Source organism: Rhizobacter sp. (assembly GCF_032229685.1).
Classification (GTDB): domain Bacteria; phylum Pseudomonadota; class Gammaproteobacteria; order Burkholderiales; family Burkholderiaceae_C; genus LMDS01.
In genome coordinates, this window is record NZ_JAVTWP010000002.1 from 94,885 (window position 1) to 111,761 (window position 16,877).

Genomic DNA, 16,877 nt, shown 5'->3' on the forward strand with positions numbered 1-16,877 from the left:
TGGTGGCCCAAAAGGAGCAATCTTGCGCACATCCAGTGTTGAATCGATCGCGACGAGCACGCTCGATACGCGGTGCGTCGCTCCGGGCGAGCGCGACCCGTTGATCCTGTCTACCTTCCATCGCCTTTGCGTCGGCGAGTCGATGCTGCTCGTGTGCGACCACGAACCAAGGCGACTGTTTTCGCAGCTTCGCGCCGAACTGCCAAGCGGCTTCACCTGGATCTGCATCGAGGCCGGGCCTCAGGTCTGGCGCGTGCAGATCGGCCGCCTCGCCACGTGGTGGTCCGACGGTCAGTGTTGCGGCACCTGTGGCGGTCGAACGGGGACGGCTTCATGAGGGTCCCGGAGCACTTTCCCGATGTGGCCGCCGACCTGTTGGACCTGGCCCGCCACAACGGTCTCAACACCCTGGAACTGGGTGGGCGAACATTGCTGCCCATCGTTCAGGGCGGCATGGGCGTGGGCGTGTCGGCACACAAGCTGGCAGGAAGCGTGGCGGCGCTGGGTGCGGTGGGCACGATATCGTCGGTCGACTTGCGCCGTCATCATCCCGATTTGATGGAGCGCACGCGCGGACTCGCTCCCGGCGCGGCGGCCACGGCGGCAGCCAAGCTGGCCATCGACGAGGCCAATCTGGAGGCCCTTGAGCGCGAGATCTGCGCTGCGCGCGTGCTCTCGGGCGGTCGCGGGCTGCTTGCGATCAACGTCATGCGGGCCGTGAGCGAGTACGGGCCCTCCGTGACAAGGGCGCTGGAGTGCGGCATCGACGCGGTGGTGGTTGGCGCAGGGTTGCCTCTCGATCTCCCAGAACTGGCCCGAGACCACCCGAACGCCTTGCTCGTGCCGATCTTGTCAGATGCTCGCGGCGTTCAACTCGTTGTGCGCAAGTGGGAGCGCAAGAAGCGCATGCCGGATGCGATCGTGATCGAGCATCCGCGACTGGCGGGCGGACACCTGGGTGCGGCAAAGGTTGCCGACCTGAATGACCCGCGCTTCGAATTCGAGAATGTCATTCCGCAGACGCTCGAGTTCCTGCGTGCTGCGGGCCTTGAGCGCGCCATACCTCTGATCGTGGCGGGTGGCATCCGCCGCTTCGAGGACATTGCCCGTGTGCAGGCACTGGGTGCGGCCGCGGTGCAGTTGGGCACGCCGTTCGCAGTCACTGTGGAATGCGATGCCCATGTCGAATTCAAGCGGGTGCTGGCCGAAGCCCGGGACGAAGACATGGTCGAGTTCACCAGCGTCGCCGGGCTGCCCGCGCGGGCAGTGTTGACGCCGTGGCTCCGCAACTACCTCGCTGCCGAGGCCAGGTTGCAGAGCGTCGCCCACGTCAAACCACGCTGCACGCTCGCCTTCGATTGCCTGGCGCAATGTGGTCTGCGCGACGGCCTGGCCGGCTGGGGTCAGTTCTGCATCGACAAGCAACTGGCCGCTGCCCTTCGAGGCGACGTCAAGAAGGGCCTGTTCTTCCGCGGTGTTGGAGCGTTGCCGTTCGGCCGAGATATTCCCACCGTTCAGGTCCTGATGACGCGACTCCTTACACCCTGCGAAGAGACCGTCTCTTCGTGAAATTGATTCACCGAGATATCTGTACATGCACTTGCACGCAATCGAAAACACAACCACAACCGCAACCCCATCCGAATCGAACGACCTCCCGGCGCAGGACATCAGCACGGAAGTCCTGCTGGAGAAGTACGCAAAGGACCGGGAGACCTCGATCGAGGACGTGAACCAGCGCGTCGCACGAGCCTTGGCACAGGCTGAGGAGCCGACGCAGCGCGCGCACTGGCAATCTCGGTTTGTCGAAGCGCTGCGCGCCGGCTTTGTGCCGGCCGGCCGCATCCAGTCGGCGGCGGGGACGGGGCTGTCGGCCACCCTGATCAACTGCTTCGTGCAGCCGGTGGGAGACTCGATCTCGCAGGAGGAAGACGGCCACCCTGGCATCTACACTGCGTTGACCGAAGCGGCCGAGACCATGCGCCGCGGCGGTGGTGTCGGCTACGACTTCTCCCGCATCCGGCCTCGCGGCGCCTGGGTGGGCAGCACGAAGAGCAGCGCCTCGGGACCGGTCAGCTACATGCGCGTCTTCGACCGGTCATGCGAAACCGTCGAGTCGGCCGGCGCGCGTCGTGGCGCCCAGATGGGCGTGCTGCGCTGCGACCACCCCGACATCTCGGAGTTCATTCGTGCCAAGGACGGCGGCGATCTGAAGAACTTCAACCTCTCGGTCGGCGTGACCGACGCCTTCATGGCGGCCGTCCAGGATGGCGGCGAAGTGAAGCTGTTGCACCGTGCCGAACCCGGGGTGGCGCAACGCGAAGCGGGTGCCTATCTGCAGAGTGCGGCGGAGGGTGGCCTCTGGGTCTACCGCAGCCTTGTAGCGCGCGAACTGTGGGACCAGATCATGCGGTCGACCTACGACCACGCTGAGCCAGGCGTGCTGTTCCTCGACCATATCAATCGCGACAACAACCTGTCGTACTGCGAGACCATCGCTGCGACCAACCCCTGCGCGGAGGAACCGCTGCCGCCATACGGCTGCTGCTGCCTCGGTTCGATTGACCTGACGCGATTTGTGCGCCTGCCGTTTGAAGGCAACGCATGGTTCGACGAGTCTGCGTTCGCCGATGTGGCGCGCGTTGCGGTCCGCATGCTCGACAACGTGCTGGACGTGTCGGTGTGGCCACTGCCGCAGCAACAGGAAGAAGCGCGCAGCAAGCGTCGCGTCGGGCTCGGCTTCACGGGGCTTGGTGATGCGCTGATCATGCTGAACCTGCGCTATGACACCGAGGCGGCGCGCAGCATGGCGCGGCGCATCGCCGAATTGTTGCGCGGCACGGCGTACGAGGCATCGGTGGACTTGGCCGCTGAGCGCGGCGCCTTTCCCCTGTTCAACGCCGATCTGTACCTCAGCGGCGCCACGTTTGCATCTCGTCTGCCGCCAGCGCTGCGCGACCGCATCCGTACTCAAGGGCTGCGCAACTCGCATCTGCTGTCGATCGCACCCACTGGAACGATCAGCCTGGCCTTTGCGGACAACGCGAGCAATGGCATCGAGCCCGCCTTCAGCTGGAGCTACACGCGAAAGAAGCGCATGCCCGACGGTAGCCACAAGGCGTACGCCGTTGAAGATCACGCCTGGCGTCTGTACCGGCACCTGAGGGGCGAAGCGGCACCGTTGACGCCAGCTTTCGTGACCGCCCTGGAGATGAGCGCGCAGTCGCACAGCGCGATGGTGTCGGCCGTGGCACCGTTCATCGACACGGCGATCTCGAAGACCGTGAACGTGCCGGCGGATTACCCCTACACAGACTTTCAGGACCTCTACCTGGAGGCCTGGCGGTCCGGCCTGAAGGGCTTGGCCACCTACCGGCCCAACAGCGTGCTCGGCTCGGTGTTGAGCGTCACGCCGCCGGGCGACGCCTCCCCCGAAGTGACCCTGCGCATAGACGGTGCCAACCGTCGACTGGCGCTCGACCGCCTGCCGGCACCGGTGTTGTCCTCGCTGCGATGGCCTGGTCGGCCCGAACTGCCCGCGGGTAACACGGCGTGGACCTTCATGGTCCACCATCCGTTTGGCGACTTTGCACTCTTCGTTGGCGAACTCGCCGCTGCGGACGGTCAATCCGCACAGCCGTTCGAGGTCTGGGTCAACGGTGCGGAGCAGCCCCGCGGCTTGGGCGCACTCGCAAAAACCTTGTCGATGGACCTGCGTGCCAATGACGCGGCGTGGCTGCAACTGAAGCTCGACTCACTGGCGACGGTGGCCGAGGAGCGCGCCTTCGAGATGCCGTTTCCACCGCGCGGCGAACGACGGCTGTTTCCCGGCGTCGTCGCGGCGACCGCAGCGGTGATTCGTTGGCGTTGCGAGCAACTCAATGCGTTGCCGCGTGCCGGCAGCGCCAGCCCGACCCCGGTGATGGACGCGATGTTCAGCATCGCCGAGCCACACACGGGCCCGTCGGGCACCTTGGCGTGGTCTGTCGATATCGACAACGCAGGCACCGGGGAGCAGTTCACGGTGACGCTCAAGGAGGTGACGCTGCCCGGCAGCGGCGGAACCACGGTCACGCGGCCCTGCGCGGTCGGGTTCTCCGGCAACTATCCTCGCGCGCTCGACGGCCTGGCACGACTGCTGTCGCTCGACATGCGTGTGATCGACCCGGCCTGGATCGGCATGAAGCTGCGCAAGCTGCTGAACTACGCGGAACCCCTCGGCCATTTCATGGCGTTCGTGCCCGGGCTGCCGAACGGCGAGCGCCGCCAACAGACCTGGCCTTCGACGGTGGCCTATATCGCCCGCCTGATCATTCACCGTTACGCCCTGCTCGGCGTTCTTGACGAAGGCGGCTTTCCGCTGCGCGACATGGGCGTGCTCGAATCCTCAGGCGACGTGCCCGCTCGGGACCATGTCTTCGCCGGCAAGGTCTGCTCCGAGTGCGGCAACGCGACCGTTATCCACAAAGATGGGTGTGAGTTCTGTACCGCCTGCGGTGCCATCGGCCAGTGCGGATGAGGGTTTTCGGCGGCCCCGGCGGTCTCCGTGTAAGCCCCGACCGCTCAGTCCGTCCTGTCGTGCTGGCTGGTAGGGAACAACAAGCCACCGTCCGTCCGGACCTTTTGCGTCAAATGCGAGTTCGGCTCAAGGCTCAAGGGCTGAGCCAACTTCTTGCTTCGACCTGTGTCGGGAAAATCTTCACGGGAAACGCGCCGCCCAGTCTTTCCACGTAGAAATCGGCCAAGTCGATCACCCTGGCATTCGTGGTGACCACTGCTTTGCGAACGTCGAGGTTGGAACGCTTCGCGCCGTAGTCTAGAACCCAGACGGCTTCGATCTCCGATGGATTCTCGACGCAGGAGGTGATCCGGGAGTAGTCGGCGATGACGAATTTCAGGTGGTCGAAACGGATGTCGCCGGTGTACTGCTCGGCGGCCTTCTGCATGTCACGTATGGAAACGTCGCCCGAAAATTCGACGACGATCCCCCTGAGTTCCCAGACCAGCTTGTATGGCATCGCTGTTTTTGCTGCTTCCGATAGGCGGAGCGGTTGTGGCTTGGAGACTCCAAGCTGGCGTGCTGCACTGTCTTCTGCCACACACCGGCGCGGGAGGATCGCACCTCAACTGATCAGCCCGGCTGACCGGCGTGGTTCATTGTCTGCTGAGCAGGCAGCATCAGCGAAGCACGGGCCCAAGTGCGCAATGCGCCCGACCGGACTTTGCCAATCACTTTGACCTAAATCAATGAATGCGATGGAGGGCCCTCCTACTATAGATGCATACGCTATACATCTTTAATCACCTACCGAACGGAACTTCTATGACCACCCAATCCATGATTTCACCGCCCGAAGCTGTGACTAACGCCAGCATCGATGTTCGCGCCATCTCCCCGCGCGACCGTCATCCGCTGATCTTCTCCACATTCCGCGCGCTGGCCACGGGTCAATCGTTGGAGCTGATCAATGACCATGACCCGTTGCCTCTGTACGACCACTTCCAGGCTGAGCAGCCTGGCGGATTCGGTTGGGACTACCTCGAACGAGGGCCGGTTTGGCGCGTTCGCATTTCGAAGATCGCAAGAGTCGAAAGTGCGCACGGCAAGGGTTCGTGCTGCGGCGCCTGTGGTGGGGCCTGAGGTTCAAGGCTTGCGTCAGCAGTCAACCCTTTTCCAAGAAAGAATCTCATGAAAAGCAACCACCGGCTCTGGCGCTGGCTGGGCCTGATCTTCGTACTGTCGTTCGGAGCCCTGGGCTTCATCGGATACCAGATCTACCTGACCGCGCCCCCGATACCGAAGGCCGTCGTCTCCGAGGACGGCTCGACGATCTTCACCGGCAAACAAGTGCAGAGCGGCCAGCAGGCCTGGCTGTCGGCGGGCGGTCAGCAACTGGGCACCGTCTGGGGCCACGGCAGCTATGTCGCCCCCGACTGGTCGGCCGACTGGCTGCACCGCGAGGCGCTGGCTCTTCAGGCCATCCGCACCGTGCAGCAAACCACGTCGCTGGCACCGCCTACGGCCATCGAGCGTGCGGCCATTGCCGTCACGCTGAAGGACGAGATGCGGCGCAACCGGTATGACGACGCCAGCGGCGTTATCACGGTCAGCAAGGAACGCGCGCAGGCCATCCGCGAAACCGCCAAGCACTTCGAGACGCTTTTCAGCAGCGACCCGTCGTTGCACGCGCTGCGCGAGCAGTACGCGATGAGTGACGGTGCATTGCCGCAAAAGGTGGATCGCCAGTCGCTGGCCGCGTTCTTCTTCTGGACGGCCTGGGCCGCTGCCACCGACCGTCCTGGCGAGAGCAACCTCTCGTACACCAGCAACTGGCCGCACGAGCCGCTGGTCGGCAACACGATGACCGGATCGGCGGCGATGTGGTCGATGGTCAGCATCGTGCTGCTGATCGCCGGCATCGGCGCGATGCTGTGGGTCCACGGCAGCACGAAGCACGAGGCCGACCCCGAACTGCCGAAGACTGACCCCTTCCTCGGCGCTGTCGCCACGCCGTCGATGATGGCCACGCGCAAGTACTTCTTCGCCGTCATCGGCTTGCTGATGCTGCAGATCGGCATGGGTGCCATCACCGCGCACTACGCGGTCGAGGGCCAGGCCTTCTTCGGCATCCCACTGGGACAAGTTCTGCCCTACGTCGTCAGCCGTACGGTGCACACGCAGGTCGGTGTGTTCTGGATCGCCACCGCGTGGCTCGCCACCGGCCTGTTCGTCGCGCCGCTGCTGTCGGGTGCCGAGCCGAAGTACCAGAAGCTCGGCGTCGACGTGCTGTTCTGGGCGCTGATCGCCATTGTCGTCGGCTCGACCGCCACCGGCTGGCTGGGCACGCTGCAGCACATGGGCTTCGACTACAGCTTCTGGATCGGCAACCAGGGCCTCGAGTACACCAGCATGGGCCGCGTCTGGCAGATCCTTCTGTTCGTCGGCCTGCTGTTCTGGCTGCTGCTGCTGGGCCGTGCGCTGTGGCCGGCGCTGAAGAAGCCGTCGGAGACCCGCGGCCTGATCGCGATGGTCTTCCTGTCCGCCACCTGCATCGGCGGCTTCTATGCCAGCAGCCTGATGTGGGGTCAGAAGACGCACTACTCGATGGTCGAATACTGGCGCTGGTGGCTGGTCCACCTCTGGGTCGAGGGATTCTTTGAAGTCTTCGCCACCGCGGTCATCGCGCTGATCTTCACGAAGCTGGGCCTGGTGCGCACGACGAGCGCCAACCGCGCCATCGTCGCCGAAACCATCGTGTTCCTGTTCGGCGGCATCTTGGGCACGCTGCACCACCTGTACTTCACCGGCACGCCGACGTCGGTGATCTCGGTCGGCGCCGTCTTCTCGGCGCTGGAAGTGGTGCCGCTCGCAATGATCGGCCTGGAAGCGCTGCAGACCTATCGCCGTAGTCAGGGCGCACCGTGGCTGGCCGCGTACAAGTGGCCGATCATGTGCTTCGTCGCCGTGGGCTTCTGGAACACGCTGGGCGCTGGTGTGCTGGGCTTCGCGATCAACCCGCCGGCTTCGCTGTACTACGTGCAGGGCCTGAACATGACGGCGGCCCACGGCCATGCCGCGCTGTTCGGCGTCTACGGCATGCTGGGCATCGGCCTGCTGCTGTTCTGCCTGCGCAACCTGTATGCGCGCGGCCTGCACGCCGACGGGCTGCTCAAGCCCGCGTTCTGGGGCCTGAACATCGGCCTTGCGATGATGGTCTTCATGTCGCTGCTGCCGGCGGGAATCTACCAGGCCTGGGCTGCGATCGACAAGGGCCTTTGGTTCGCGCGCTCGCCCGAAATCATCCATTCGAAGGTGATGGAGACGCTCGTCTGGATGCGTGTACCGGGCGACATCGTCTTCGCGGTCGGCGCAGTGCTGCTGGCGTTGTATGCGATCAAGCTGCTTCGACGCGCTCCGGCGCTGCGCAAGAGCCACAGCGCAAATCTGGGGGATGCCGCTCTCTCGCGCCGATAGGCAGCGGGACCATGAAACTCACCGCCTTCACAGACTACAGCCTGCGCGTGCTCATGTACTCGGCGATGGAGCCCATGCGTCGGGCAACCATCGCCGAGGTAGCGACCTCATACGGTGTTCCAGAAAACCGCCTGACGAAGGTCGTCCACTTTCTCGGCCTGCAGGGCTGGCTGGCCACGATGCGCGGCAAGGGAGGTGGCATGCAATTGGGCATGGAGGCGCACCGCATCGTCGTTGGACGGGTGGTACGCGCGTCCGAGGGTGAGTCCGTTCCGGCCGAGTGCTTCGGCAAGGATCCGCACGGGTGCGTCATCTCCAGCGTCTGCCAAATGCGAACTGCGCTGAAGGAGGCGAACGACGCTTTCTACGCTGCGTTGGACAGGTACACGCTTGCCGACCTGTTGGTCAGCCGGCAAAACCTGGCCCAGCTTCTGTCGCCGCAGCCACAGTCACCAAAGGAGATGCGTCCATGAATACCGAAGCGGCACCTGCCTGCCCATTTCCATACCAAGGGCCGCAGTATTTGCAGGAGACGATCGTCTCGGCGCTGAAACAGGTCGTGGACCCTGAAGTGGCACTGAGCGTCGTCGACCTCGGGCTGATTTACGGCGTGGAGGTCGACGATGAGGCGGCACGGGTCACGATGACCATGACATCGGCGGCCTGCCCCGTGACGGAGGTGATCATGGACGATGTCGAGTTCGAACTCGAGCGCGTCTTGCCCGCTGGCTGCCTGGTCGAGGTGAATATAGTTTGGGAGCCGGCCTGGTCGCCGGAGATGATGAGCGAGAGCGCCCGGCGCTTCATGGGATAAGCCCGTGACCAAGGCTCGTCAGGCTACAGGATTGCGCCTTGCCGCCACTGCCGCATTTGTGCTGTTGGTGGCGGTGTCGCTGCTGTCAGCGGTGGCAGGCGGTTTACTGCGTGCCGGCGCAAGCTGGTCGCTCCTTCATGGAAGCGTCGTCGTTGCACAGGCGGCCGGCGCGCACGCTGCGTTGATGCTGTCGGGCTTCCTTGGCATGGTCATCGCCATTGAACGAGCGGTGGCGGTCCGCCTGCGCTGGGCCTTCGGCGCGCCCGTGGCCGCTGGCCTGGGAAGTCTCGCTTTGCTGGCCGGACGTTTCGAAGTGGCAGCAGCACTCGGCATCATCGCGGCCCTGGTCTCGGTCGCCGTGCATCTCGTCGTCCTGCAGCGTCAGCGCGCGCCACACACAGCGCTGCTGCTGCTGGCGTCGTGCGCATGGCTGGTTGGAAATGTGCTCTTCGCAGTCGGCCGCGGACCGGCCGACGCGCTGCCCTGGTGGTTCGCGCTTCCAGTGCTGACCATTGCGGCCGAGCGCCTGGAGATGACACGCTTGACGCGGCGCCACGCAGTGGCGATGCCCGTGCTGGTGGCCATCGTCGCGCTGCTGCTTGCTGGTGCCGCGCTATCGTCCTCGACGGCCATCGGCGGCGTGCTGTTTGGCTGCGCGCTGCCGATGCTGGCGCTGTGGTTTGGAACTTTCGACATCGCGCGCCGTACCCTCTTCGCGAAGGGTCTGCCACGCTACATGGCGGTTTGCCTGCTTGCCGGTTATGCCTGGCTGGCAGTTGCAGGCCTGGCGTGGATGGGTGTTGCGCTGGGTTGTCCTGGTCGGGACCTGGCGCTTCACGCGTTGGGGCTGGGCTTCATTGTCAGCATGGTGATGGGGCACGCGCCCGTCATCCTCCCCGCGGTGCTCCGTGTGAAATTGCTGTTTGGCCCATGGTTCTACGCCCCGCTCCTGGCTCTCCATGCTTCGCTGCTGCTCAGGGTCGTTGTCGGCGTATGGGAGCCTGCTCTTCGCGCGATCGGCGCGCAACTCAACGCTGTCGCCTTACTGCTCTTCGCCATAACTGTCGTCCTTTCAGCCATCGCCTGGGGAAGACGAAAGGCTGTCTGAGTTGATCTCAGGCGGCAGGTCTCCCGGCAAATCCGCTCGCGCAGGCCATCTGGCGTCTCTGCGACCTGGGTACGCAGGCCGGCGAGGTAGTCCCCAACACACCGCCTATCCGGTTCTCGGCGCCAAGCCTTGGCGCCGGCTCGCGGCGGATGGCAGCTTTTCAAGTGACTGGACTTCAGCAATGGGTCGAGTGCCGGTGCTCCCAGTCGATAGCCCAGCGGCTGCTGGCCGACCCTCAGCTGACTTTCGCGTCCGTCTGACCGCTGTCCGCGGCAAAACGGTCAAGCGCGTGGGTCCGATGGGCGGCGCTGGACGGCCAGGACACGTCGCTGGCGACCGTCTGCTGCTAAGTGAGGCGATGGTCCACTGGACTCATGTAGCCACAGGCTCGCCTCAATCAAAATAGTGATTGGCCGTTGAGCAGCTTGCCTTTCGGCATGGACTGGCTGGCGATCTCTTGGATCTGGGCCAGCTGCTGGTCGTTGAGCGGCCCGTCGTCCGGCTCGTAGGCCCGTGGTCGCAGGCGCCCCAGAAGTTCCGACAGGCGCTGAAGAAGTTCAACAAGCTTTGCTTTCATGGGCGTGGCACAAGGTTCTTCAGCACGACTGTCCGGACAGCGACTCGATCCAAAGACGCCAGTCTTGAACAAGTGCTGACGGACCGACACCATCAACAATCAACCGTGTACGAAGATCTCCGAGGTGTGCCCAGCACTGGTCACGCCAGGGCGACGGGACGTCCTCCAAAACTACATACTCGAAGCCGAGTCGAGTGCGTCGAATCGGCACCGATTCCAGGCAAACTGACGTGTCCATGATGTGGCAATCCGGTGGTCTGAGTTGTCGCCTGTCTGCAGCATGGCGAGGTCTAGCGTTGGATGGCAAACAGTACCCACTCGCTAGACGTGCAGAACGAGAGGTAAGTCCCTGGAGCAGCCATATCGGTTGTCACAGAGGCCCGCCGTCTGCATGGGCAGAAACCTCGGCAAGGACCTGCCGGGTGCCCTCTTCAGTGGCCAGCAGTTGGGTGGGCACGAGCCCACCCAACGCAAAATTCCTGGTCTGCATGTACGTCGCCGCCACCTCGGGCCCGAGCTGGACCGCGACTTCGCATGCCACGAGCCTGTAACGCTCGCCTGTGGTGGTGGGGATGGTGGCCGGATCGTCCATGCGCGGACTCTGCGCCAGCATCGTCAGGGGTGCAAGCCCCGGTTGCACCCCGGATGGTGTGTTGTCTGGCGAACCGCCAAAGTGCAGCTTACCGGCGTGCACCCACCGATGCGACTCTCACTCGGGTGGATGTGCGTCGGTCCGAACGGTGGCTTCGCGGTGATGCGGTCAGGGCAACGGATGTTGGCGAAGGGTCGTGGGCTGCCGACGTACTCGACGCGGGCACGGGCCGGTCTCGATCAACTTGCTGACCTTCATACGGCGGCGCTCGACTGCACCTTGAGGGGGCCGGGGGGCGATCGCGGACAAATCGGACTGCGAAATCGGAACTTCGATCGCATCAAGCTAGGTCGTCGCCAAGAAGCCGAGCAGCTTTGCTGCCAATCGCAGATGCCGATCGGAAATACCCCACCACTGTGGCCACGGACGCATGCCCGGTCAAAGCCATGGTTTCGCCAATCGGCACACCTTGGCGAGCCGCCTCGGTGACGAAGCCCGATCGCAAAGAATGTGCGGAAAACTCTTCCTCCAACCCCGCCAGCGCCGCTCGTGTCTTCACGATGTCGCGCACAGCCGCAGGGGAGAGCGGTTCACCAACCTTGTCGCCGCGGCGGATGCGCCGGAACATGGCACCTGACTTCACTCCGCTTCGGGCCAACCAATCGTCGAGCGCGTCGGCCGCCGGCCCCACGATCGGCTTGTCGTTGTCCTGACCGCTCGTGCCGGCCTGATCAGTCTTGGAGCGGTACAGCGTGAAGACATAGGTTCTGGCGCCGATCTTCTTCACGTTGTCGGTGGTGGCTGCTGTCACCTCCGATCGTCGCCGCCCGCCGCTGGACCACGCGAAGAGGAGGAGGGCGCGGTCGCGCACCCCTCGCAAGGAGTCGTCGCACGTTGCAAGCAATGCCTCCAGAGGGTCTTTGGTCAGTGCCGCCTTCTTGTCCTGAACGACGCCGCGCTTCGAATAGGCCCGTCGCGTCTTGGCAAGCAGTTCCCGGACCTTCGGGTCCTGGCAAGGATTGCGAACCGACCGCAGCTGATGGACCTTCGACAGCACGCTGACGCGGTGAACAAGCGTCGCCAGGGCAGGGGGCCCCAAAGCCGCCTTAAAACCTCCTTCGACCATCGCGCGGTCGATCGCCGGCGGCAGCTCGCACGCAAGCCCGTCAGCGGTCCTTCGTTGGGCATGGTCGACGATGAACTGGATCACGACGGGCGCGGACACGGGAAGCGCGATGGGTTGCCGGTATCGCAAGCTGAACCAGGCGGCCCAGTAGCGCAGCGCCGTCCGGTAGCTGCGGATGGTGTTGTCGGACTCACCTTCGGCCAGCAGCCTGCGCATGGCGTCTTCCGCCAGCTGGCCCAGTTGTTCCGGATCAAGCGGGGCGACTTCCGTCTCGGGCACCTCGACAGCAATCAGGTTTGCGGGGGCGCCGCGTTTAGCGACAGTGGCTTTCATATCGTATTTGTATGGTGGTGACTGTATGATATCTAACGTATAGTCTTCGTAGATCGCGATAACTATCTATTATCGTGACTAAAGTAGGGCGGCGCAACCTGCAAAACGTGGGAGACCCACCATGGCCCGAGGAATCACCGAAAACGACGTCTGGACGGCATCCGATGCGCTGCTGTTGGAGGGTGCCAGGCCGACGATCGAACGCGTGCGCCAAAAAATTGGGCGTGGTTCGCCGAACACGGTCAGTCCGTACCTCGACACATGGTTCAAGAACCTGGGCGGGCGGATCAAGGATCCGGGAGCGTTTTCGGCACCGCCCGATCTGCCAGATCCAATTATTCAAGTCGCCAGGCACCTCTGGGAGGTAGCGCAGGCGGAAAGCAGGAGCGACTTCGACGAGCGACTGCGGGACGGCATGGCTGCGGCGATCTTGAACGTTGAGGCAGAGAAGGAACGGGCCGGGTTGGCCGAAGCCGCGGCCTTCGAGGCGTCAGCCAAGGCCGCGAGGCTGCACGCGGACTTGACCGACCGCGAGTCGTTGCGAGAGCAGGAGGCCCTCGCGCGCTCGGCAGCAGAAGCGCGATTGGGTGATGCACTGCGACAGATCGAGCAGCTTCAGGCTCGAGTCGTTCGAGCGGAAGAGGCGGCAGATGAAGCGCGCACGACGGCCAAGCGAACGGCTGACCTTGCAATCGAGCGCGCAGCCACCGCCGAGCGCCGCGCTGCGCTGGAAATCGACTCTGAGCGGGTTGCACGCGCCAAGGCGGACAAGCGGGCCGATGCGCTCGAGCGAAAGCTGGAAGCGGTACAGGACGCCGCCCGCAGCGAACTCGTGAAACACACAGAGGAGACCGTCAGACTCAAGGCTGAGGTAGACCGTCAGATCGATGCAGTTCGGAATGCGCAAGAGCGCGAGTCGGATCTGACGCGCCGTGCCGAGCAACTTGCTGCGACCGCAGAGACGCTGCGCGCGTCGCTTGTCGCTGTGGATCGCGACGCGCATGCCGTTAACCAGCAGACAGCGCTGGCCGAACGCATCATCTCGGCGATCCGGTCCCGCGCCACTTCACGCGCTGGCAGCACTGCAACCAAGGCTCGGCCAGCCAAGCGGGCTGCGTAACGCAAAAGTTCGCCCCAATGGCGATGAGACTTTGAGGACGGCGCCAGGGTTTTGCATTGACAGGAGAATGTCTCGGATCCACCGTGCCAGCCGCAACCCGTGAGACCTCGAAAACCTCGGCCAAGCGCTTCGACCTCTCCGAGACAGGAGGTCGCCCTGACGCTGGCATGATGAAGAAGTAGCTGATGATCCGATAGGCAGGCTTCGACCCAACAAAGCGAGCATCACATGTCCACGATGACCGACAGAGAGAACGTCCTTCGCGCCGCTACCGAATTGAACTCTGATCCTGCCGTCGCATCCGCCTGGTACAGCGACGAGGCCCTGTCCGTCTTTGACGGAAAAACTCCAGCACAATTGGTTGCTGAAGGCAGGGCCGCTGACGTGCTCCGCTACATCGAGATGCTCAGCGCTGGGTTCTGCGGTTGAGCGGGCGTGCAAATCTGACTCGAAGCGTTGTCGGACTCATCGAGCGCGACTCAGATGAAGGGTATTGACGCGGCTTGCGCACGGCTGGCGCGGTCGGGCCTGCCGAGGCTTTTGAGGCCGTGAGGAGCACAGTCAGGCGAAGTTGAAATGAAAGCTGGCTGAAAGCTCGAGAGTCGCGCGACCTTCCATTTGCCTGGCTCGCCTCAGCGCCGCTCGGGCGAACAGCGCTTTTGTCACTTCGTTCTCCGGCACGCCCTCCAACGCCTCGGCCCCACTGGCAAAGTATGGGCCGAACCTTGTCCGAAACCAGCGACCGCCTCCTGCGCGTTCTGGGCGTAGGCGATGCGCGCCATGAGAGTTCGGCCCTCACCCGTCGCACCGTAGTCCTGCCAAACCGTCCACAGTTTCATGCTTTGGACTCCTTTATCGAAGCTGCATAGCTGGTCCGTCTGAAGGCGTCATACGCATGCCTATAAGGCTCAGTGGCAGCTATGTGAGGGTCCCTTCGTCGTTGTAGGTTCCGAGCAGTGATCGGACGCGGGCAGCAGCGACACTTCGGGCGAGGGTCTAGCTTGGACAGGATCGCAGTAGGTCAATCTCGTGGTCGAGAGCTTCGTAGAGCGACTCTTCGTCATCCACCATCCGAACACCGACGATCCTAGCGATCATCTCGCGCTCGATGTAGTACTGGTACATCTGGAACCAGCTCACCATCTGCCCTTCTGAGAAGAAAAAATCCGGCTTCAGGCCCCGCTCACTCATCCTTCCACGGGTTACATGCATCGCAACCAAGAGAGGGCCAGCCATCTGCGGTTCGACCCTGGTGTCCCCTCGCTTCATCTGCTCGATCTCGCGCAAGTCGCGTACCAACGGACGCACCCAGTGATCGGGCAGCGACAGTGGCAGAGCGCACCTGTAGGGCTTTTTGCAGACTTCGGCGGCCAGTCCATGAACGTCCGTGGGTGGAATCTTCGCCATGTCGAAACGGGGCTCCGTCACTGAACATGCTACTTTAAGTCTGTAGACGCAAAGTCGTCAATCACGCCAACCTTGCCTACATGAAAGGGCAAGGTTCACTTCGCGAATCGGCTAGGCGCCGGCTTGCACGGCATCTGCGTGCGACACGCCTTGAGCAGGGCTTGTCGCAGGAAGCGCTAGCAGATCTTTGTGACCTTCACCGTACGTACGTCGGTTCGATCGAACGGTCCGAGAGAAACGTCTCGCTTGACAACATCGAACGGCTAGCCCGCGCACTTGAGGTTGATGTCTGCGACTTGCTGTCGCCCGCCTGACCAACGATGGTGCCGACATCCACGCAGCAAGATCGCTTGATCGATCCGACAGCATGACGAGGACAGAGAGCAGGCTTGGACCCAACACCTATGTCCCCATTTGACCTTTGGGCCACCCGCGAAGATCGCGCTCGCCAGGTCAATGCAAAGACTATTGCCGGCTACCGGTCAGTTTGGACCAGCTGGCTGAATTTCTTGAGCGATCAAGGCGTGAAGTGGGAAGACGCCACGGAGGGGAATGTTCAAGCTTTCATTGGCGGTATGACGCCGCGCGCTCTGAGCGACGATCACCCAAGTACCGTATCTCAGCGGAGATACGCGAGGGTCATGGCGGACGTGTACACGCACGCTAAAGTCTGTGGCCTGATCCGAGCGAACCCCGTTCGCCTTGATCACCCGCCAGTGCCGGAATCCGAAGCGTCGACGTCGACCTTCTTCCGAGACGAACAGTATCACGCGCTCGTCCAGTGTCTGCCAGATGCTCTGGACTGGCACGCCGTGCGAAATCGGGCGATCCTGGCGTGTTTTCTTCTGGATGCATTGAGTGCATCGGAGGTCGCCTCCCTCACCGTGGCGGACGTCAACCTTGACCCTGAGGACGGCGCTAAGCACCCTGCAGAAATCCGGATCGGATACGTGCAAATCCGCGGGAGTCAGCGGCGACCCGCTCAGTCGCGGACCGTCAGGCTCGCATGGAAGACAACCGCTGCAGTATCACGTTGGCTCCATACGCGCGAGCACGTTGCCAAGGGCACTGGAAATCCGCTGTTCGTTTCGACGCGGGGCGAGGCATCCCTCACTCCAAAGGCGCTGATGGAGATCTGTGCCGAGCATGTGTCCCGAAGCTTGTCCAGCCCGAGCGGGACGACAATCAGGTGGACGCATGCTGGCCCGACGTCGCTACGCAATAGCTGCCTGCTTCGCTGGTTGGAGGACGGCTGGCCACCGGACGACGTGGCCACAAGAGCGGGACTGTCCAGCCCCCATAGGTTGAGCCGCCTGATGCGTTCGTCACGCCGGACTTGAGGGCTCGGCCTTGAGTTGCGACTTGGCTCCACTTGCCGAGCCAGATGTCTGGACTGACGCTGGCGTCGGTCCGACAAGGCCTCGGTCGGACACCTGCTTCAGTTCGGTGCCTCGGGGCGGCCGATCGAGCAGTCCTTCGAACGTGTCGGTCCGCAAAATGCCACTGTAGATCGCAGCCACTCACACCTTGAACCCGACGGGGCCAGTTCTTAGGCTGCGGGGCGCGTTTGCAGAAGAGTTTCGTCGGCTGAGGGGTAAGTTTGGCGTCGGCCCGCAAGGTCTGAGGGGGTTGATTGCGGACTCCTTACAGAGGCCGCGGGGCTAGATTGAGGCCCGGTCGCTGAGGCGGCGGGGGGCGTTTGAGGACCAGTAGGGTGCTTTGTCGTTCAAATTAGCCCCAATCCGCGGGGGAGTTTTGTGGCACCCGACTCGGTACGTGAGACTCGCGCGCGAGAGCATATGTCCGTCGTCTCTATTAGTTAACA

General features: G+C 63.4%; 17 protein-coding genes. 12 read left to right on the forward strand and 5 right to left on the reverse strand.

Features of this window, described 5'->3' with window-relative positions:
- Positions 1-22 precede the first annotated feature (22 nt).
- The 3 genes from AC30PD_RS00880 to AC30PD_RS00890 are packed head-to-tail and all read left to right on the forward strand — an operon-like array spanning position 23 to position 4,519.
- Positions 23-337 carry a DUF2249 domain-containing protein gene (locus AC30PD_RS00880; protein ID WP_489533743.1) on the forward strand — a complete coding sequence of 105 codons (315 nt, stop codon included), beginning with the start codon at positions 23-25 and terminating at the stop codon, positions 335-337.
- Positions 334-1,569 (forward strand): NAD(P)H-dependent flavin oxidoreductase, encoded by a 1,236-nt coding sequence (locus AC30PD_RS00885; RefSeq protein WP_489533744.1) that lies wholly within the window; start codon positions 334-336, stop codon positions 1,567-1,569. The genes AC30PD_RS00880 and AC30PD_RS00885 overlap by 4 nt, the downstream gene beginning before the upstream one ends.
- Positions 1,570-1,594: 25 nt before the next feature.
- Complete coding sequence (locus tag AC30PD_RS00890; RefSeq protein ID WP_489533745.1) at positions 1,595-4,519, forward strand: adenosylcobalamin-dependent ribonucleoside-diphosphate reductase; 2,925 nt, start codon at positions 1,595-1,597, stop codon at positions 4,517-4,519.
- Positions 4,520-4,652: 133 nt separating this feature from the next.
- Here the strand turns inward: AC30PD_RS00890 and AC30PD_RS00895 are convergent, their stop codons facing one another.
- A complete protein-coding gene (locus tag AC30PD_RS00895; protein ID WP_489533746.1) occupies positions 4,653-5,018 on the reverse strand; it encodes a hypothetical protein in 366 nt (121 codons plus the stop codon).
- Between the two features lie 305 nt (positions 5,019-5,323).
- Here AC30PD_RS00895 and AC30PD_RS00900 point away from each other — a divergent pair, with 305 nt between their 5' ends.
- The 5 genes from AC30PD_RS00900 to AC30PD_RS00920 are packed head-to-tail and all read left to right on the forward strand — an operon-like array spanning position 5,324 to position 9,897.
- Positions 5,324-5,641, forward strand: coding sequence for a DUF2249 domain-containing protein (locus AC30PD_RS00900; protein ID WP_489533747.1), 318 nt, complete (start codon positions 5,324-5,326; stop codon positions 5,639-5,641).
- 48 nt (positions 5,642-5,689) lie between these two features.
- Entirely contained in the window at positions 5,690-7,975 is a 2,286-nt protein-coding gene (locus AC30PD_RS00905; protein WP_489533748.1) for a nitric-oxide reductase large subunit, read from the forward strand.
- Between the two features lie 11 nt (positions 7,976-7,986).
- Positions 7,987-8,448 carry an RrF2 family transcriptional regulator gene (locus AC30PD_RS00910; protein ID WP_489533749.1) on the forward strand — a complete coding sequence of 154 codons (462 nt, stop codon included), beginning with the start codon at positions 7,987-7,989 and terminating at the stop codon, positions 8,446-8,448.
- The gene (locus AC30PD_RS00915) at positions 8,445-8,789 is read left to right on the forward strand and encodes a metal-sulfur cluster assembly factor (RefSeq protein ID WP_489533750.1); all 345 of its coding nucleotides are present in this window, start codon (positions 8,445-8,447) and stop codon (positions 8,787-8,789) included. Before AC30PD_RS00910 ends, AC30PD_RS00915 begins: the two co-directional genes overlap by 4 nt.
- 4 nt (positions 8,790-8,793) lie before the next feature.
- Complete coding sequence (locus tag AC30PD_RS00920; RefSeq protein WP_489533751.1) at positions 8,794-9,897, forward strand: DUF8744 domain-containing protein; 1,104 nt, start codon at positions 8,794-8,796, stop codon at positions 9,895-9,897.
- A gap of 397 nt (positions 9,898-10,294) precedes the next feature.
- Here AC30PD_RS00920 and AC30PD_RS00925 read toward each other — a convergent pair whose 3' ends face one another.
- From AC30PD_RS00925 to AC30PD_RS00935, 3 genes are all read right to left on the reverse strand, one after another.
- Positions 10,295-10,474, reverse strand: a complete 180-nt coding sequence (locus AC30PD_RS00925; protein WP_489533752.1) for a hypothetical protein — start codon at positions 10,472-10,474, stop codon at positions 10,295-10,297.
- A 370-nt stretch (positions 10,475-10,844) separates the two neighbouring features.
- On the reverse strand, positions 10,845-11,066 hold the full coding sequence (locus AC30PD_RS00930; RefSeq protein WP_489533753.1) for an MbcA/ParS/Xre antitoxin family protein: 222 nt from the start codon (positions 11,064-11,066) through the stop codon (positions 10,845-10,847).
- Positions 11,067-11,406: 340 nt separating this feature from the next.
- Positions 11,407-12,525, reverse strand: a complete 1,119-nt coding sequence (locus AC30PD_RS00935) for a site-specific integrase (RefSeq protein ID WP_489533754.1) — start codon at positions 12,523-12,525, stop codon at positions 11,407-11,409.
- 121 nt (positions 12,526-12,646) lie between these two features.
- Between AC30PD_RS00935 and AC30PD_RS00940 the strand changes: the two genes are divergently transcribed.
- Both AC30PD_RS00940 and AC30PD_RS00945 read left to right on the forward strand, forming a co-directional pair.
- On the forward strand, positions 12,647-13,645 hold the full coding sequence (locus AC30PD_RS00940; RefSeq protein ID WP_489533755.1) for a DNA-binding protein: 999 nt from the start codon (positions 12,647-12,649) through the stop codon (positions 13,643-13,645).
- A 228-nt stretch (positions 13,646-13,873) separates the two neighbouring features.
- Entirely contained in the window at positions 13,874-14,074 is a 201-nt protein-coding gene (locus AC30PD_RS00945; protein ID WP_489533756.1) for a hypothetical protein, read from the forward strand.
- A 567-nt stretch (positions 14,075-14,641) separates the two neighbouring features.
- Here the strand turns inward: AC30PD_RS00945 and AC30PD_RS00950 are convergent.
- The gene (locus AC30PD_RS00950; protein WP_489533757.1) at positions 14,642-15,052 is read right to left on the reverse strand and encodes a hypothetical protein; all 411 of its coding nucleotides are present in this window, start codon (positions 15,050-15,052) and stop codon (positions 14,642-14,644) included.
- Positions 15,053-15,132: 80 nt separating this feature from the next.
- Here AC30PD_RS00950 and AC30PD_RS00955 point away from each other — a divergent pair, with 80 nt between their 5' ends.
- Complete coding sequence (locus AC30PD_RS00955; protein WP_489533758.1) at positions 15,133-15,366, forward strand: helix-turn-helix transcriptional regulator; 234 nt, start codon at positions 15,133-15,135, stop codon at positions 15,364-15,366.
- 327 nt (positions 15,367-15,693) lie between these two features.
- Positions 15,694-16,392, forward strand: a complete 699-nt coding sequence (locus AC30PD_RS00960; protein ID WP_489533759.1) for a tyrosine-type recombinase/integrase — start codon at positions 15,694-15,696, stop codon at positions 16,390-16,392.
- Positions 16,393-16,877 lie beyond the last annotated feature (485 nt).

Coding starts and splice junctions, on each gene's coding strand:
- AC30PD_RS00900 (WP_489533747.1), top strand. CDS start 5,324: ATGACCACCCAATCCATGATTTCACCGCCCGAAGCTGTGACTAACGCC.
- AC30PD_RS00885 (WP_489533744.1), top strand. CDS start 334: ATGAGGGTCCCGGAGCACTTTCCCGATGTGGCCGCCGACCTGTTGGAC.
- AC30PD_RS00950 (WP_489533757.1), bottom strand. CDS start 15,052: ATGGCGAAGATTCCACCCACGGACGTTCATGGACTGGCCGCCGAAGTC.
- AC30PD_RS00940 (WP_489533755.1), top strand. CDS start 12,647: ATGGCCCGAGGAATCACCGAAAACGACGTCTGGACGGCATCCGATGCG.
- AC30PD_RS00895 (WP_489533746.1), bottom strand. CDS start 5,018: ATGCCATACAAGCTGGTCTGGGAACTCAGGGGGATCGTCGTCGAATTT.
- AC30PD_RS00960 (WP_489533759.1), top strand. CDS start 15,694: ATGGCGGACGTGTACACGCACGCTAAAGTCTGTGGCCTGATCCGAGCG.
- AC30PD_RS00955 (WP_489533758.1), top strand. CDS start 15,133: ATGAAAGGGCAAGGTTCACTTCGCGAATCGGCTAGGCGCCGGCTTGCA.
- AC30PD_RS00925 (WP_489533752.1), bottom strand. CDS start 10,474: ATGAAAGCAAAGCTTGTTGAACTTCTTCAGCGCCTGTCGGAACTTCTG.
- AC30PD_RS00935 (WP_489533754.1), bottom strand. CDS start 12,525: ATGAAAGCCACTGTCGCTAAACGCGGCGCCCCCGCAAACCTGATTGCT.
- AC30PD_RS00945 (WP_489533756.1), top strand. CDS start 13,874: ATGTCCACGATGACCGACAGAGAGAACGTCCTTCGCGCCGCTACCGAA.
- AC30PD_RS00930 (WP_489533753.1), bottom strand. CDS start 11,066: ATGGACGATCCGGCCACCATCCCCACCACCACAGGCGAGCGTTACAGG.
- AC30PD_RS00890 (WP_489533745.1), top strand. CDS start 1,595: ATGCACTTGCACGCAATCGAAAACACAACCACAACCGCAACCCCATCC.
- AC30PD_RS00910 (WP_489533749.1), top strand. CDS start 7,987: ATGAAACTCACCGCCTTCACAGACTACAGCCTGCGCGTGCTCATGTAC.
- AC30PD_RS00905 (WP_489533748.1), top strand. CDS start 5,690: ATGAAAAGCAACCACCGGCTCTGGCGCTGGCTGGGCCTGATCTTCGTA.
- AC30PD_RS00915 (WP_489533750.1), top strand. CDS start 8,445: ATGAATACCGAAGCGGCACCTGCCTGCCCATTTCCATACCAAGGGCCG.